15 protein-coding genes are annotated in these 16,238 nt (G+C 60.9%); 13 read left to right on the plus strand and 2 right to left on the minus strand.

Features of this window, described 5'->3' with window-relative positions; all coding sequences use genetic code 11:
* Positions 1 to 23: 23 nt before the first annotated feature.
* Complete coding sequence (gene xth, locus PZ897_RS16975; RefSeq protein ID WP_275753716.1) at positions 24 to 812, minus strand: exodeoxyribonuclease III; 789 nt, start codon at positions 810 to 812, stop codon at positions 24 to 26.
* 56 nt (positions 813 to 868) lie between these two features.
* On the minus strand, positions 869 to 1,204 hold the full coding sequence (gene erpA, locus PZ897_RS16980) for an iron-sulfur cluster insertion protein ErpA (protein WP_275753717.1): 336 nt from the start codon (positions 1,202 to 1,204) through the stop codon (positions 869 to 871).
* A 238-nt stretch (positions 1,205 to 1,442) separates the two neighbouring features.
* Here erpA and PZ897_RS16985 point away from each other — a divergent pair, with 238 nt between their 5' ends.
* The 13 genes from PZ897_RS16985 to PZ897_RS17045 all read left to right on the plus strand — a co-directional run bounded on the left by PZ897_RS16985 (position 1,443) and on the right by PZ897_RS17045 (position 16,213).
* The gene (locus PZ897_RS16985; protein WP_275753718.1) at positions 1,443 to 2,648 is read left to right on the plus strand and encodes a deoxyguanosinetriphosphate triphosphohydrolase; all 1,206 of its coding nucleotides are present in this window, start codon (positions 1,443 to 1,445) and stop codon (positions 2,646 to 2,648) included.
* Positions 2,649 to 2,711: 63 nt separating this feature from the next.
* Complete coding sequence (gene argS / locus PZ897_RS16990) at positions 2,712 to 4,472, plus strand: arginine--tRNA ligase (protein WP_275753719.1); 1,761 nt, start codon at positions 2,712 to 2,714, stop codon at positions 4,470 to 4,472.
* Positions 4,473 to 4,532: 60 nt separating this feature from the next.
* The gene (locus tag PZ897_RS16995) at positions 4,533 to 7,757 is read left to right on the plus strand and encodes an SPOR domain-containing protein (protein ID WP_275753720.1); all 3,225 of its coding nucleotides are present in this window, start codon (positions 4,533 to 4,535) and stop codon (positions 7,755 to 7,757) included.
* 113 nt (positions 7,758 to 7,870) lie between these two features.
* A complete protein-coding gene (gene nagZ, locus PZ897_RS17000; RefSeq protein ID WP_275753721.1) occupies positions 7,871 to 8,887 on the plus strand; it encodes a beta-N-acetylhexosaminidase in 1,017 nt (338 codons plus the stop codon).
* Positions 8,888 to 8,960: 73 nt separating this feature from the next.
* A complete protein-coding gene (locus PZ897_RS17005) occupies positions 8,961 to 9,776 on the plus strand; it encodes a ScpA family protein (protein ID WP_275753722.1) in 816 nt (271 codons plus the stop codon).
* 53 nt (positions 9,777 to 9,829) lie between these two features.
* Positions 9,830 to 10,531, plus strand: coding sequence for an SMC-Scp complex subunit ScpB (gene scpB / locus PZ897_RS17010; RefSeq protein ID WP_275753791.1), 702 nt, complete (start codon positions 9,830 to 9,832; stop codon positions 10,529 to 10,531).
* Positions 10,532 to 10,585: 54 nt separating this feature from the next.
* Positions 10,586 to 11,683, plus strand: a complete 1,098-nt coding sequence (locus tag PZ897_RS17015; protein ID WP_275753793.1) for an ABC transporter ATP-binding protein — start codon at positions 10,586 to 10,588, stop codon at positions 11,681 to 11,683.
* A 34-nt stretch (positions 11,684 to 11,717) separates the two neighbouring features.
* Complete coding sequence (locus PZ897_RS17020) at positions 11,718 to 11,927, plus strand: twin-arginine translocase TatA/TatE family subunit (protein ID WP_275753723.1); 210 nt, start codon at positions 11,718 to 11,720, stop codon at positions 11,925 to 11,927.
* A 41-nt stretch (positions 11,928 to 11,968) separates the two neighbouring features.
* Positions 11,969 to 12,556, plus strand: a complete 588-nt coding sequence (gene tatB / locus PZ897_RS17025; protein ID WP_275753724.1) for a Sec-independent protein translocase protein TatB — start codon at positions 11,969 to 11,971, stop codon at positions 12,554 to 12,556.
* The gene (gene tatC / locus PZ897_RS17030; protein ID WP_275753725.1) at positions 12,553 to 13,410 is read left to right on the plus strand and encodes a twin-arginine translocase subunit TatC; all 858 of its coding nucleotides are present in this window, start codon (positions 12,553 to 12,555) and stop codon (positions 13,408 to 13,410) included. Before tatB ends, tatC begins: the two co-directional genes overlap by 4 nt.
* 78 nt (positions 13,411 to 13,488) lie before the next feature.
* Positions 13,489 to 14,772 (plus strand): serine--tRNA ligase, encoded by a 1,284-nt coding sequence (serS, locus tag PZ897_RS17035; RefSeq protein ID WP_275753726.1) that lies wholly within the window; start codon positions 13,489 to 13,491, stop codon positions 14,770 to 14,772.
* A gap of 25 nt (positions 14,773 to 14,797) precedes the next feature.
* Positions 14,798 to 15,556 carry a 5'/3'-nucleotidase SurE gene (surE, locus tag PZ897_RS17040; protein ID WP_275753727.1) on the plus strand — a complete coding sequence of 253 codons (759 nt, stop codon included), beginning with the start codon at positions 14,798 to 14,800 and terminating at the stop codon, positions 15,554 to 15,556.
* 3 nt (positions 15,557 to 15,559) lie between these two features.
* Positions 15,560 to 16,213 carry a protein-L-isoaspartate(D-aspartate) O-methyltransferase gene (locus PZ897_RS17045; protein ID WP_275753728.1) on the plus strand — a complete coding sequence of 218 codons (654 nt, stop codon included), beginning with the start codon at positions 15,560 to 15,562 and terminating at the stop codon, positions 16,211 to 16,213.
* Positions 16,214 to 16,238: the final 25 nt, after the last annotated feature.

Below are 16,238 nucleotides of genomic sequence, written 5' to 3' on the forward strand. Positions count from 1 at the left end.
ACACCGGCGTGTCCGGGTTGGCGTTATGGCTCGATATGAAGCGAAATCGCCACAGGAACATGGTCGGAGGGACGTTCCCAGCCGCGGACATGTTTTTCCACCGTTGCTGACTTGAGCAGGCCTGCGGCTTCCGGCGAGAGCATCAAATGGTCAATGCGGATGCCGTTGTTCTTCGGCCAGGCTCCAGCCTGATAATCCCAGAAGGTGTAGGTTTCCGGCGCATCATTGACGGCGCGCAAGGCATCGGTGAAGCCCAAATTTTCAAGCCGCCTGAAAGCGGTGCGGGATTCCGGCCTGAACAGCGCGTCGCCTTCCCAGACCTTCGGATCGTGGCAATCCACCGGTTCGGGAATGACGTTGTAATCGCCGGCCAGCACCAACGGCTCTTCAAGCGCCAGACGGCTTGCGGCAAAGGTTTCGAGCCGCGCCATCCACGAGAGTTTATAGGGGAACTTGGGGGTGTCGACCGGGTTGCCGTTGGGAAGGTACAATGAGACGACACGCAACACGCCGCCGGCCACAGAAAAGACCGCTTCGATGAACCGCGCCTGCTCGTCTGCGTCGTCACCAGGAAGCCCGCGGGTGACCTCATCGGGGCTCATCTTCGACAGGATGGCGACCCCGTTGAATCCCTTTTGGCCATGAGTTTCAACATGGTAGCCGAGATTCTCTATTTCCAGGCGGGGAAAGTTCTCGTCAACGGACTTGATCTCCTGCAGGCAGGCGATGTCGGGGTCGCTCTCCTTCAACCAGGTCAGAAGATTGTCAATCCGCGCCTTGATGCCGTTGATGTTCCAGGTGACAATTTTCAAGGTGTTTTCCTTAGACAGGCATCGCGCGTCAGACACGTGATCAGGGGGTGGTGTGGCTAGACGGAGAAGCTGGTGCCGCAGCCGCAGGAGGCCACCGCATTGGGATTCTTGATCTGGAATGCCTGCCCCATCAGATTGTCGACAAAATCGATCTCGGACCCGGCCATGTAGATCAGCGACACCTGATCGATCAGCACACGGGCATCGTTCCGCTCGAGCACCACGTCATCATCGTCGGGTTGGTCGGCGAGGTCAAATTTGTAGGAGAACCCGGAGCAGCCGCCACCTTCGACGGACACGCGAAGCGCTGACTTGCCGGTCTCGGCGGAAACGATTTCCTTGATTCTGCGCGCAGCCGATTCCGACAGCGTCACTGAAATGGGTTGTGTCATGCTACCTCCTTGCCGGGTCAAGAACCGGAAGAGACGTGTTTCAAATCACTTGACCTATAGGTATGAAGGCGCAGGCTCCGCGTCAATGCTTGGGCGGGTTGAGTCGAGGCCGATGCCTGTCACGATCGGGTGTTCTTCCCTCGGTGAATGTGACATGCATCACATTAAATGGACACCTAGGGCATGGTGCCGGGATTGGCGCGGGGCACTGATCAGTGCCGCCTGTTGACGGGATAGCATGGAATTTGACATCAAACAGCTTGGATTCGGGACAGACGCGCGCGCGCCCTGGGCCGCTGATCCCTGGAGCAGCCGGGGCCGGCTCGTCGCCGAGCCGGCCAGTCCGACGCGATCGGAGTTCCAGCGTGATCGCGACCGGATCATTCACACGACAGCGTTCCGGCGGCTCAAGCACAAGACGCAGGTGTTCGTTGCCCATGAGGGCGATCATTACCGCACCCGCCTGACCCACACCATCGAAGTGGCGCAAATTGCCCGGGCGCTGGCGCGGGCGCTCAAGCTGGATGAGGATCTGGCCGAAGGCGTGGCGCTGGTGCATGATTTCGGCCATACCCCGTTCGGCCATACCGGCGAAGACGCCTTGGCCGACCTGATGGCCGATGCCGGCGGATTCGATCATAACGCCCAGTCCTTGCGTATTGTCACCAAGCTGGAGCAACGCTACGCCGAGTTTGATGGGCTCAACCTGAGCTGGGAAACGCTTGAGGGGCTGGTCAAGCACAACGGGCCGCTGATAGTGGAGGGCGGCAAGCCGGTCCCCGAACCGATCACCCACTACAACAGATGCCATGATTTGTGGCTCGAGAGCCATTCCAGCCTGGAGGCCCAGGTCGCAGCGATCGCCGATGACATTGCCTACAACACCCATGACATCGATGACGGCTTGCGCTCGGGGCTGATCACGCTTGACATGCTTGAGGAGTTGCCGTTGATCTCACGGTTGATGTCGCAGGTGCGGCAGCGGTATCCCAAGCTTGAAGAGCCGCGCTTGATCCACGAGATCATGCGCCGCCAGATTACCGAGATGGTCGAGGATGTCATCGGCGTCGCGCAGGCCAACATTCTTGCAATCAAGCCCGCCTCTGCAGACGAGGTGCGCCACGCCGGCCGGACCATGGCGCATTTTTCCGACGAATTCGTCGCGGCCGACCGTCACATCAAGACGTTCCTGTACACGCACCTGTACCGGCACCCTGACGTGATGCGGGTCAGGGCCGCAGCCACCCGGATCGTGCAGGACCTGTTTGCAGCGTTCATGGCCGAGCCGTCGGCCATGGGCGAAAAGCACCGCCATGTCGGCATAGAAGATCTGCCGGAAACCATGCGGGCGCGGAAGGTGAGGGACTATCTTGCCGGAATGACCGACACCTATGCGATCGCCGCGCACCGGCGTTTGTTTGACCATACACCTGAATTGCGATAGGCAGCGATCACCCGTGCGTGTGCCTGTTTCGCGCTGTTTTCCCGCCATATCCGGACTTAAGCCATGAATGTGTTCAAGGACTTCGAAATCAGAATCAAGCAGGCCGTGGAAACGCTTGATGTTGTGAAGGAAAACGGTGGCGACGTCAGCTTTGAGCGATTGACGGTCGAGCCGCCGCGTGATCCGGCGCACGGGGATATTTCGACCAATGCGGCGATGGTGCTGGCTAAGCCGCTGGGAATGAACCCGCGCGCGCTGGCCGAATTGATCGCGCTGCAGTTTGCCGGCGATACCGATGTCGCCGAAACCAGCGTGGCGGGACCGGGATTTCTCAATTTCCGGCTGACGGCGGCGTTCTGGGGCCGGTTGCTCACAACCATCATCGCCGAGGGCGTCGAATATGGCCGCTCGACCGCTGGCGGAAATCGCAAGGTCAATGTCGAGTATGTGTCGGCAAATCCGACCGGACCGATGCATGTCGGCCACTGCCGCGGCGCCGTGGTTGGCGATACCCTGGCCAATCTGATGGAGTTTGCCGGCTTTGACGTGACCAAGGAGTATTACGTCAACGATGCCGGGTCGCAGATCGATGTGCTGTCGAAGTCCGCCTATCTGAGATACCGTGAAGCCCTGGGCGAGGAGATCGGCGACATTCCTGCCGGGCTGTATCCCGGGGACTATCTGGTGCCGGTCGGGCAAGCGCTCGCCGATGAATTCGGCTCCTCGCTGAGGCGGATGGCGGAAGATGAGCGAATGGCGCTGATCAAGGACCGCACCATCGCGGCGATGATGGCGATGATCCGAGAAGATTTGAAGGCGCTCAATGTCCAGCATGACGTGTTCTTCTCCGAGCGCAGCCTGCATGCGGACGGCGCCAAGGCGATACGCCAGGCCATCAATGATCTGACCTTCAAGGGGCATGTCTACAAGGGCAAGCTGCCGCCGCCGAAGGGCCAGCCCCCGGAAGACTGGGAAGACCGCGAGCAGACGTTGTTCCGCTCCACCGAGGTCGGCGACGATATCGACCGTCCGCTGATCAAGTCCGATGGCGGCTACACCTATTTTGCCGCGGACGTGGCCTATTTTCGTGACAAGTTCGAACGCGGATATTCCGAGATGATCTACGTTCTGGGCGCTGATCATGGCGGCTACATCAAGCGGCTTGAGGCCGTGGCCAAGGCCATTTCCGCCGGGGATGCCAAGTTGACCGTGCTGCTGACCCAGCTGGTCAAGATCTTCCGCAATGGCGAACCTGTGCGGATGTCCAAACGCTCAGGCGATTTTGTCACGCTGCGCGATGTGGTGGACGAGGTCGGTCGGGATTCGGTCCGCTTCATGATGCTGTTCCGCAAGAGTTCGGAAACGCTCGACTTCGATTTTGCCAAGGTGACGGAGCAATCCAAGGACAATCCGGTCTTCTATGTTCAGTATGCCCACGCCCGCTGCGCCTCGGTGCTGCGGCAGGCTCTGGAAACGTTTCCGGATCTCGATCTGACGCCACAGGCGCTGGCTTCGGCGGACATGTCCGCTCTGTCTCATGAGAGCGAGTTGGCGCTTGTTGCCAAGCTCGGCGAGTATCCCCGGATGATCGAGGCTGCCGCCTCGGGACAAGAGCCGCACAAAGTCGCGTTTTACCTGTATGATCTTGCCAGTTTGTTGCATGCGCACTGGAACAAGGGCCGTGATGAACCGGGTTTGCGGTTTATTAACGATAAAAACAGACAATCGACAATTGCCAGGATGGGTTTGGTGTACGCAGTAGCATCCGTGTTGAAGTCAGGTCTCACCATTACGGGGACCGAAGCACCGGAAGAAATGCGCTAGACGTCACCTTTTACCCACATTGCTCTGGCAGTAGAATGTGCAAGGGTATGTGAGTGATGCATGGTTGATCAACTTCAAATGAACACCCGGTCCCCGGACCCGGACGACGAGATTGATGATCCCTTGGCGGAACTTGCCCGGATCATTGGCTATGAGCGCCCGGCGGAATCGGCGCGCACATCCATTGAGACTCCGGATGCCAGTGAATTCGATCTGGAAGCCGAATTGATGCGCGAACTTGATGTTCCGCTGGCGCCGTCTGTCGACGAGCTGGACCGGATTGAGGCTGACGAAGCCCTTGACCAGGCGCTAACTGACGGCGATCTCGAAACCGAACCCGCCGAGATCAGGCCACAGCAACGCGGGGAGCCGCTTGTCCGGCAGATGCGCGACGCGCCAGTGACTGACGCGCCGATGGCTGAGGCGCCGGTGTCTGGCGACCCTGTCGATGATGACCGGCCTGATGTGGAGCCGGAAGACGAAGGTCTGGACGAGGCGCGGTCTTCCGGTGCACTGTTGCGGGCTATCGAAAACGAATTTCCCGTTGAAGATCGCGATGATCAGGAGTCAGACGAACCGGCAAGCGGTCAAGACGACTTTGCACTTGCCTGGAACGAAGACGATCTTGCACCTGACTGGCTGGCGGACAAGCCCGCAGATGACGCGGACGATGACCAGACCGATCACGCGGACGATGACCAGACCGATTACGCGGAACCTGATCAGGATGCCGGGCAATCCACCACAGCGAAGTGGGGAGGGGTGCAGACTGCCGCTGTGCCCGATCATGCTGGCGACGATGTTCTTGAAGACATGGTTCGCTTTGAACTGCCGCAGCGAGGCGGCGGCGGCTTAAACATCCAGCCGGGCCCGACAGGCAGACAGGATGGTCGCTCTGGCGCGGATGCCGGTACCGGCCAGGCCGGTGCTTCGGCTGAGCTGGCTTGGCCGGACGACGCATCGGCAACAGATGGCGATAGCGATGGCGCGACGTCAGGCCCGTCGATGGACTTCGAAGAGTATCTGTCGACCGAGCTGGATGTCTTTGGCCACGAGGTGGCTCTTGAGGCTGATGGCGATCACAGGAAAGCTGCAAGCCAGTTTGGCGGCAATGCTCAGGATGAAGTCGGAGAGATCGAAGCGGCGCTTGATCTGTTGAGCGATGACGCGCTTGACGCCGATCCTGCTGTTTTCGATGCTGCTGCCGAAGAATTGCTGGCCAGCCTGAGCGCCCCTGATGCAGGTTCCGGACCCGACGCAGGACCCGCGCTGGCGGAAGGCGCAGAGTCGCAGGACTGGTCACTGGACTCGATCGAAGAATCGTCAGCCGAGAAACATGACGGCGAGCTTGGCGATATGTTCGGCTTGCCTGATCGCGTGGTTGATCCCTCGGTGTCCAGAACGGAAGATGATCTCGAACTCGATCTGGGACAGGTTCTGGCCGACAGCTTTAACGATATTGATGATGATGAGCCGGCAGCCGCACCTGCAAGCCAGGGAGAACTTGAGCCTGAGCCGGGGCGGACAGAGGCCGGGCCGGCTGACCGTGATGATCTGACGGAAGCCTTTGCCGCTCTGATACCGAGCGCGATTGGCACTGCGCAAGAGACTGGGTTTACCCCCAGCGCGCTGACGGACGCAGCAGGCCACACTGCGGTTGAGCAGCAGCCGGATCAGCATGACTGGCTTGCCGGTTTTGACGAGGTTGACGGGTCCGGCACAGGTTCCGCACCGGGGACCGATTCTGACGATTACTATTTCGATGCGGAGCTTATCGCGGATGCCGATGAGGCAGTTGAGCCGGTCGGCATCATCGATGTGCCGGAACTCGTTCACGACGATCCGCAGCCCCTCGATCCGGATTATGACCCTGAGTTGGAAGGGGAATTTGCCGATTTTGCCGATCGCCACGAACCGCAGTCTGAAGACGTCTCCGACGAGGTCATGGGCACCGGGATCGGTGTCGCCGAGGAATGGAGCCGTTCAGACGGATCGCAGCGCGGCTCTGAAGTGTCTGATGATTATATTGCTCTGGAACGGGAGCTTGGTGCGGGGCATGAGCACCCGGTCGATCCCTATCCGGTCAGATTTTCCGATGACGATCCGTTCGCGGGGGGTGCGGATGCGCGCAATGACGCGGCAAGATCCGGCTCGCGTGGGCCGGTGGTGGCAATTGCCGTTCTGGGCATAGCCGTGGTGGCGGTGGCCGGTGCGTTTGGCTGGAGCATGTTGTCCGGTGACGACACCACAGCGGATGGCGGACCGCGGATCATCAGGGCCGAGACCGAACCGGTCAAGGTGCTTCCCGAAAACCCTGGCGGCGTGACCGTCCCCAATCAGGACAAGGCGGTTTATGACCGTGTCGCAGGCGTGGATTCGGGTCCGCCGGGACAGCCCGCGCTGGTCAATTCCGCCGAAGAGCCGGTGGATGTCGTGCAGCGCACGCTCGATCCGGAAATTCTGCCGCTGGAAGGCCGCGGTGACACTGCGGTCAAATCCGAGGACCGGCTGATTGCCGGTGGCAGCAATGCCGAGGCCGAGACCGATGGCGCGGCTGCGCCGGTGGTTTCACCGCGCAAGGTGCGGACAATGATTGTCAAGCCGGACGGGTCCATCGTGGCTCGGGAAGAGCCTGACCCCGTTGCCGAGGCGGAGGACACGCAACAGCTTGTCGCCTCAGCCGGGACCGTGCTCGATGCACCAGCCGAGACACCCCAAACCCCTGAACCAACGGAGACGGCTGGGGCGGATGCACCCCTGACAACCCCGGCCGAAACTGCCGATACGGCTGAGACGGCTGAAACCGATCCTGGTTCGATCGCGCCCGTGCGGGTGGTCAAGACCCAGCAAATCCGGCCCGTGGCCAATGCGCCGGTGCCGGCCGGCCGGCCGGCAGATCAGCCGATCAATGTTGTCGGTACAGTGTCGCAAGGCGGTAACGTCTCGGCGGCGCCTTCCGCGGCTGCTCAACCGGCAACCCCGGCGGCTGAGCCGGTTGAGGTTGCGTCCGCACCGGTCGCGGCCGCCCCTGCCGCCAATCCGGGAGGGTATTACGTGCAGATTGCTTCCCAGCCGACGGTTGAGGGCGCGCAGCAATCCTGGCGGACCCTGTCCAGCCGGTACAGTTCGGTTCTCGGCGGACAGAGCGTCGATATTCAACGGGCTGATATACCGGGCAAGGGCGTGTTTCACCGCGTCAGGGTTCCCGCCGGGAGCAAGGACCAGGCCAACGCGCTATGCAGCCGCTACAAATCGGCCGGCGGAAGCTGCTTCGTCTCCCGCTGACCGCAGATGCCATCGCCAAGCTGTAAGGCCGCGTTCAGCGCGGCCTTTTCAGTTTCAATGCTGGCGGCGCGGCGATTTGTGTCAAACCGGGGCGGATCGACTAAGATTGGCGCATGAGCGAATCAAAAGCCGTCATATTCGGGTGCATGGGTTTGGAGCTAAGCTCCGACGAAGCTGCCTTTTTCGCCGAAACCAAGCCGTGGGGATTCATCCTTTTCGGCCGGAACATCGACAGCCTCGATCAGGTGGCGGATCTGACGGCGGCCTTGCGTGAGAGCATCGGCCGGTCCGACGTGCCGATATTGATCGACCAGGAAGGTGGCCGGGTGCAGCGGCTCAAACCGCCGCTCGTGGCGCACTACCCATCCGGCGCCGATCTCGGGGCGCTGTACCTGTCAAACCCCGAGGCCGGATTGCGGGCCACGTGGATCATGTCACGGCTGCATGCTTTTGATCTGGTTCGGCTGGGCATAAATGTCGACTGTCTGCCGGTGCTTGACGTGCCTTCGCCGGGGGCACATGAGGTGATCGGCAGCCGGGCCTACGGGATAACACCGGACGTGGTGGCGCGCCTGGGCGCCGCAGCAGCGCAAGGCCTGAAAGCCGGCGGAATGCTGCCGGTCATCAAGCACATTCCCGGTCACGGGCGGGCAGGCGCAGACACCCATCATGAGCTGCCGCATGTCGACGCGCCACGCGCCGACTTGTCTGCGCGCGATTTCCAGCCGTTCCGGGCCTTGCGCCATGAGGCAATGGCGATGTCGGCGCATGTGGTGTTTACCGAGATAGACCCGGACCATCCGGCGACGACCTCGTCGAGGGTGGTGGCGGAGGTGATTCGGTCGGAAATCGGCTTTGACGGGCTTTTGATGTCCGATGATGTGTCGATGAATGCGCTTTCTGGGGATTTTGCCACAAGAACGGGTGCAATTTTCGCCGCAGGATGCGATGTCGTCTTGCACTGCAATGGGGTGCGGGCGGAAATGCAGGCGGTGGCCTCCCGGACGCCCGAACTCGCTGGCGACAGCTTGCGACGGGCGAAGGCGGTCATGGCCGCGTTTGGTGCGCCTGATGACAGTCATGAGGCGGCATTGCGGGAAGAATTCGCAGGGTTGATGGCAAGCTCCTAACCGGGCGATGGGAAAGGCAGCAGGTGTGAGCAACGCAAATCGGCACAGCGCTGGCAGTACGAGCAGGACATCGATGGGCAAGACGCCCATGGATGTCGTGTGGGACGATGCCAAGGCGGACCGGCTGACAGGCGATCCGGCACTGGTGATCGACGTCGAGGGATTTGAAGGCCCGCTCGACCTGTTGTTGCATCTGGCGCGCACCCAGCGGGTGGATCTGGCGCGTATTTCGGTGCTGGCATTGGCCGAACAGTATCTTCTGTTTGTCGAAAAAGCGCGTCAGCTGCGGCTGGAACTGGCTGCCGATTATCTGGTGATGGCGGCCTGGCTTGCCTATCTCAAATCGCGTCTGCTGATTCCGCAAGGGCCGAAAGGCGATGAGCCGAGCGGCGAGGAGATGGCGGCGCAACTGGCGTTCAGGCTCAAGCGGCTTGAAGCCATGCGCGAGGCGGCGACGCGGCTGGTCAATCGCAACCGGCTGGGACGCGATGTGTTTGCCCGCGGCGCGCCGGAACCGATGGTGATCGACAAGACTTCATACTTTGACGCAACGCTTTATGATTTGCTGACGGCCTATGCAGCCCAGAAACAACGCCAGACCATCACCCAGGTGACAATCTCGCGACGGCGGGTCTGGTCGCTCAGCGATGCGCGCGTCATCCTCATGCGTCTGATTGGTGAGATGAAGGACTGGACGGCGCTGGACCAGTATTTGCTGCGCTACCTCGCCGATCCCGAAGAGCGGGCGACAGCGATTGCCAGCTCGTTTGCCGCCAGTCTTGAAATGGTGCGGGAAGGCCGGATTGAAATCCGTCAGGACGGTGCATTTCAACCTATTTTCATGCGACGGTCGCAGCAGCCCGTTGCCACAGCAGGAAGCAAGCCATGACAATGGACCCGGGACACGGAACCGCTTTCGCCCTGGAACCCGGAGCAGGTGACATGGACAACCACGAGATCGGGTCGGATGGCCTTGACGCTCTGCGTGAGCGCGCCTTGCACGAAGCCGAACGCATTGCCGAGGCGTTGGTCTTTGCCTCAAGCGAGCCGGTGGCCGGGAAGCTGATCGCCGGCAAGCTGCCGGAAGGCGTGTCCCTGGATGGTGTGATGGCCCGATTGGCTGACCGGTATGCGCCGCGCGGTATCAATCTGGTGCGGGTCGGCGATGCCTGGGCATTCCGCACCGCGGCTGATCTCGGTTTCCTGATCCGGCGCGACGAGAGTGAAGTCAAGAAGCTGTCGCGCGCCGGGCTCGAAGTTCTGTCAACGATTGCCTATCACCAGCCGGTGACGCGCGCGGAGATCGAAGACGTTCGTGGCGTGGCGACTTCAAAAGGCACGCTTGATGTGCTGCTGGAATCAGGCTGGGTGCGGATGCGCGGCCGCCGCCGCTCTCCGGGCCGTCCGGTCACCTATGGCACGACGGTGGCGTTTCTCGATCACTTTGGGCTGGAGGACCTGCGGGATCTTCCGGGGATGGATGAGCTCAAGGGTGCGGGTCTGCTGTCAGGCCGGGTGCCCTCGAATTTCCAGCCGCCAGTGACACCGGGCAATGACGACCTTTCCGACGACGAAGATCCGATCACCCAGATGGACCTGGAGGAGCTCGGCCTCTTGACACCGATGGGTGAAGCGGACGACTAAACCTCCATCCGGTCAAGTTCCGGACACAGCGTTGCAGAAACAAGGGTCCCGGCCATCGTGAAACAGCAGACAAGAGCGGTCAACGCACGCAGGACTGCCGGCGTCACCTTTGCCGCCCGGCTGGCGTTCGAAGATGTCCACCATGCCTATGGAGAGCAACAGACGTTGCGGGGTGTAACGCTGGCTGCGGAGCCGGGTGAAGTGTTGTGCCTGCTCGGGCCCTCTGGTTCCGGCAAGACCACCTTGTTGCGCATTGCTGCCGGGATCGAGCCATTGGGCAGCGGGCGGTTGTTGCTCAACGACCGGGAAGTCGCCGGACCGAAGTCAAACCTGCCGCCCGAGCGGCGCGGCATCGGCCTGATGTTTCAGGATTTCGCCCTGTTCCCGCACCTCACCATCCTCGACAATGTCCGCTTTGGGCTCACGGCGCTTTCTTCCGCCGACGCCAAGCGTGAGGCGCTGGCGGCGCTCGATCGTGTCGGCATGGTGCATCACGCCGACGATTATCCGCATGCGCTTTCGGGCGGTGAGCAACAGCGTGTGGCGCTGGCCCGGGCGCTGGCGCCGCGTCCGGCCGTGCTGTTGATGGACGAGCCGTTCTCCGGGCTTGATTCGCGGCTCAAGGACAGCGTGCGGGCCGAAACCCTGGCCATTTTGCGCGAGGCCCGGGCCACGGCGATCGTGGTGACCCATGATGCCGAGGAAGCCATGCGAATGGGCGACCGGATTGCGCTGTTGCGGGACGGCGCCCTCGAGCAGGTGGGAACCGCCGAGGATCTGTATCATCGTCCGACCAACCTGTTTGCCGCCGGGTTCTTCTCCGAGATCAATGTGTTTGAAGGCTCGGTTTTTCAGGAAAAGGCACAAACGCCGGTTGGGCCCGTCACCGCAAAAGGTTTTAGAGATGGTGCAAACGTCTCGATTGCAATAAGGCTTCCCGGTGTTGAAGTTACGGAGACGCCTTGCGGTGTTCCAGCACGGATTGTGGCGCGCAGGTTCCTTGGGGTTGAGGAGCTGGTGACATTGGTGGTAGCGGGAGGCGAAAACCCGATCGATGCCCGCATTCGCGCCGGCCAATTGCGGAGCGGCGCCCGCGATGTTTCAGTCACCGTCAACGAGCGTGACATATTGGTGTTTGAAAGAAACGGATAAACACCCTAAATCAGGGTAGGAACAGGAGAGTATCATGGGTTCATTCAGTATCTGGCATTGGCTAATCGTTCTGGTCGTCGTTCTGCTTCTTTTCGGGCGCGGCAAGATTCCGGAACTGATGGGTGATGTCGCCAAGGGAATCAAGAGCTTCAAAAAGGGGATGGGCGAGGACGAAGCCACGCCAGAAACCACCAAGACAGTCGAAAGCAAGGCTGAAGAAGCTGAAGCCAAGGATCGCGGCTGATACGCCAATCCCGTTGCCCTGACGGGTGAGGAGACGCCTGAATGTTCGACATCGGTTGGCCAGAGCTTCTGGTCGTCGCCATTGTGCTGATCATCGTGGTTGGTCCCAAGGACCTGCCGCCCATGCTGCGTGCCTTCGGGCGAACAACCAAGAAACTCAGGGCCATGGCCGGCGAGTTTCGGGGGCAGTTCGATGACGCGCTGCGGGAAGCCGAGCTTGATGACGTCAAGAAAACCTTTGACGAGGCGCGCAAGCTCAATCCGATGCAGACCATTCGTGACGCCGTCAATCCGCTCAAGGAAACCGCCAGGGATTTGAAGTCGGACCTGGACACGTCGATGAAAACACCTTCGGCGGCCAAGGACGCGCCGCCGAAGACGGAGCTTCCCGATTCGAAGATGAAACTGGGCGACGGGCCGCCGGACTTCAAAGCCTCCGAACCGGTCGTGGCCGATTCGAAGGCCAAACCTGCATCAAAACCTGCTGCTGCGTCGAAATCCGCCGCCACGGCCAAGAAGGCACCGGCCAAGGCTGCAAAACCCGCAGCCAAGACCAAAGCTGCGGCAAAGTCAGCCCCGGCTAAAAGTGCGCCCCGCGCCAGCAAACCCAAAGGCGAGGGCCAGGCGTGAGCAAGAATCCAGGCGTGACCGACGACATTGAAGACAAGCCGCAGCCTCTGATGGCGCACCTGATGGAGCTGCGCAATCGCCTGATGTGGGCGATTGGCGCCTTCTTCATCGCTTTCTTGCTGTGCTTTGCCTTTGCCAAACCGCTGTTTAACCTCCTGGTTCAGCCGTTTACCTGGGCTGTCGACTGGGCCGGAATGACGGATCGAAAGATCGAACTGATCTATACCGCTCCCCAGGAGTTCTTTTTCACCCAGATCAAGATCGGCATGTTCGGCGGGCTCGTGATCGCCTTTCCGGTCATCGCCGCGCAGGTCTACAAGTTCGTGGCGCCCGGCCTTTACAAAAATGAACGGGGCGCGTTTCTGCCGTTTCTCGTCGCTTCGCCCTTGTTGTTTCTGCTGGGCGCGGCGCTGGTCTACTTCTTCTTTACCCCGATGGTGATGTGGTTCTTCCTGTCCATGGAACAGAGCGGGGGAGGCGGTGAGGCCTCGATCATGCTGCTGCCCAAGGTGTCGGAGTATCTCGGGCTGATCATGACGCTGATTTTTGCCTTCGGTCTGGTGTTCCAGCTGCCGGTGGTGACAACACTTCTGGCGCGGGTCGGGCTGGTCAGCAGCCAGGGGCTGAAAGACAAGCGAAAATATGCCATTGTGGCCGCGTTCATTGCTGCTGCGATCCTGACGCCGCCGGATCCGGTGTCCCAGATCGGGCTTGCGCTGCCAACCATCCTTCTTTACGAGATTGCCATCTATTGCGCCCGACTCGTGGAGCGTCAGCGCGCGGCAAATGCGGCCCTGGCGGAAGCTGACGAACCAGCATCACAGGCCGGATCTGATCCCGAAGGGGACGCCTGAGCTCCGGATTTATGTGCACCGTGCCAATGCCGGCACGGTTGCGGGTTTGGCGCTGCCACTTGAGTACCGGAACCTGCCATGCTTGACATTAAATGGATACGAGACAACCCCGCAGACCTTGATGTTGCGCTGGCCAAGCGCGGTGCTGATGCCCAGGCCCAGCAATTGATCGCGCTGGACGAGACCCGGCGCAGTCATGTCGGCTCGCTGCAGGCATTGCAGGAGCGCCGCAATGCAGCCTCCAAGGAAATCGGCAAGGCGATGGCGGCTAAGGATCAGTCTGCGGCTGACCGCCTCAAGGCCGAAGTCGCCAAGCTCAAGGACGAGTTGCAGGCCGGTGAAGCCAGGGAGCGCGAGCTCGACGAGGCGCTCAAACACGCCTTGTCGGTGCTGCCCAATATTCCTCTCGATGACGTGCCTGTGGGTACGGACGAAAGCGACAATGTCGAGATTCGGGTGTCCGGATCAAAGCCTGATTTAGGCTTCGAGCCGAAGGAGCATTTTGAACTTGGCGAAGCTCTGAGCATGATGGACTTCGAGCGGGCGGCGAAGATGTCCGGCTCGCGGTTTACCATCCTGACGGGGGGGCTGGCGCGGCTCGAACGGGCTCTGGGCCAGTACATGCTCGACCTTCACACCAGCGAGCACGGCTACACCGAAGTCAATCCGCCGCTGATGGTCAATGATGCGGCCGCTTATGGCACGGACAAGCTGCCCAAATTCGGCGATGATCTGTTCCGCACCACCGATGGCCGTTGGCTGATTCCGACGGCGGAAGTTCCGCTGACCTACATGGCGGCCGGGGAAATCATCGCCGAGGAAGATCTGCCGCGGCGTTACACGGCTCAGACGGCCTGTTTCCGTTCGGAAGCAGGCTCGGCCGGGCGTGATACCCGTGGCATGTTGCGCCAGCATCAATTCACCAAGGTGGAACTGGTTTCGGTGACCACGCCGGAAACCGCGCTGGAGGAGCACGAGCGGATGACGGCGAGCGCCGAAGCGGTGCTTACGGGTCTGGGATTGCATTTCCGGACCATGGTTTTGTGCACCGGTGACATGGGCTTTGGTGCGCGCAAGACTTATGATATCGAGGTCTGGCTGCCGGGGCAGAAGGCCTACCGCGAAATTTCGTCCTGTTCGGTCTGCGGCGATTTTCAGGCGCGGCGGATGAATGCACGCTGCCGCAAGACGGGCGACAAGGCGACCCGCTTCGTCCACACCTTGAACGGCTCGGGCGTGGCCGTCGGCCGGGCCCTGATTGCAGTCATGGAAAACTATCAAAATGCCGATGGGTCGATTACCGTCCCGGACGTGTTGCTGCCTTATATGGGCGGGCGCACGCGGATCGAAAAGGCGGCATAAATCAGATATTTCAGGAGAGTATCCGGTGCGTATCCTTATCACCAATGACGACGGCATTCACGCCGAGGGGCTTGAAGTTCTCGAGCGCATCGCCCGGCAGCTTTCCGATGACATCTGGATCGTCGCTCCCGAAACCGATCAGAGCGGATTGGCGCATTCGCTGTCCTTGTCCGAGCCGTTGAGGCTGCGCCAGATCAAGGAAAAGACTTTCGCGCTGCGCGGTACGCCGACCGATTGTGTCATCATGGCAATCAAGAGCCTGATGGACCAAGCGCCGGATCTGGTGCTGTCGGGCGTCAATTCGGGGCAGAATGTTGCCGATGATGTGACCTATTCGGGAACCGTGGCAGGCGCAATGGAAGGTACCTTGCTGGGGGTCAGGTCAATCGCGATCAGTCAGGCCTACACGTCTGCGGGCGGCAGGGTCGTGCCGTGGGATGTGGTCGAGACGCTGGCGCCTGCTCTGCTCAGGAAGCTTGTCGCGATCGATTTGCCTTCGGACACGTTGCTCAACCTCAATTTTCCCAATTGCGCGGTGGATGAGGTCAAGGGCGTCGTTGTGTCCGATCAGGGGCAGATGTCGCACCGGCTTTCGGTTGAAGAACGGCATGACGGTCGCGGCTTTCCGTATTTCTGGCTCAAATTCGGACGCCGTGAGTTTGCGCCTGACTCCAACAGCGACATCAAGGCAATTTCCAACGGCTACATTTCGGTCACGCCCTTGAAAATGGATCTGACCAACCATGCAGTCCAGGGGCTGGTTGCCGCTGCGCTGGAAGAATGACCGATGAATATGCGGCTGATGGAAAAAGAAGGGTTCGCGGGGCTGTTTCTGCGGCTCCGGGCCGAAGGCGTTGCCGGCAAGGACTTGCTGACGGCGCTTGAGCAGACGCCTCGGACCTTGTTTCTGCCGGCAGCCTATGCCGACGCAGCCTATCAGGACCGAATCGTGCCGATCGATTGTGGCGGGTTTGCAGAAAGTCCCGATCTGGTTGCCAGACTGATATCCTCGCTTGCGCTTGAGCCCACTCACCGGGTTCTCGATCTCGGCACCGGCAGCGGGTTCCTGGCAGCCGTTGCCGCGCGTCTGGCCGAACGGGTGATAACGATCGATCGCTACAAGACCCTGATTCAACTCGCTCAGCAGCGCTTTACCCATTTGGGAATCGGCAACATCATTGCGCGCCAGGCCGACGGGTTGAAAGGGGTGAGCGGGGAGGGCAATTTCGATCGGATTATTGCAACATGTGCTTTTGAAAGCATGCCGCGCCAGTTTGTCGATCAGCTCGCTTCGGGCGGCGTCATGCTTGCGCCGATCGTTGAGGAAAGCGGCCCGCCCAAGATGGCACGGCTGACCAAAATCGGCAGCCGGTTCGAGCGCGAAGATCTGTTTTCTGTTCCGTATCGCCCCTTCTTACCGGGCGTGGCCGCAGCGCTTTAGCGCCGAATCCGGCACAAAAACGCGC

It is taken from the genome of Hoeflea sp. YIM 152468 (assembly GCF_029210485.1).
Classification (GTDB): Bacteria; Pseudomonadota; Alphaproteobacteria; order Rhizobiales; family Rhizobiaceae; genus Hoeflea.

Bases quoted from the DNA above. Each gene is read 5' to 3' on its own strand.
- PZ897_RS17005 (WP_275753722.1), top strand. From the start codon at position 8,961: ATGGGCAAGACGCCCATGGATGTCGTGTGGGACGATGCCAAGGCGGAC.
- PZ897_RS17045 (WP_275753728.1), top strand. From the start codon at position 15,560: ATGAATATGCGGCTGATGGAAAAAGAAGGGTTCGCGGGGCTGTTTCTG.
- nagZ (WP_275753721.1), top strand. From the start codon at position 7,871: ATGAGCGAATCAAAAGCCGTCATATTCGGGTGCATGGGTTTGGAGCTA.
- erpA (WP_275753717.1), bottom strand. From the start codon at position 1,204: ATGACACAACCCATTTCAGTGACGCTGTCGGAATCGGCTGCGCGCAGA.
- PZ897_RS17020 (WP_275753723.1), top strand. From the start codon at position 11,718: ATGGGTTCATTCAGTATCTGGCATTGGCTAATCGTTCTGGTCGTCGTT.
- serS (WP_275753726.1), top strand. From the start codon at position 13,489: ATGCTTGACATTAAATGGATACGAGACAACCCCGCAGACCTTGATGTT.
- scpB (WP_275753791.1), top strand. From the start codon at position 9,830: ATGGACAACCACGAGATCGGGTCGGATGGCCTTGACGCTCTGCGTGAG.
- tatB (WP_275753724.1), top strand. From the start codon at position 11,969: ATGTTCGACATCGGTTGGCCAGAGCTTCTGGTCGTCGCCATTGTGCTG.
- argS (WP_275753719.1), top strand. From the start codon at position 2,712: ATGAATGTGTTCAAGGACTTCGAAATCAGAATCAAGCAGGCCGTGGAA.
- PZ897_RS16995 (WP_275753720.1), top strand. From the start codon at position 4,533: ATGGTTGATCAACTTCAAATGAACACCCGGTCCCCGGACCCGGACGAC.
- PZ897_RS16985 (WP_275753718.1), top strand. From the start codon at position 1,443: ATGGAATTTGACATCAAACAGCTTGGATTCGGGACAGACGCGCGCGCG.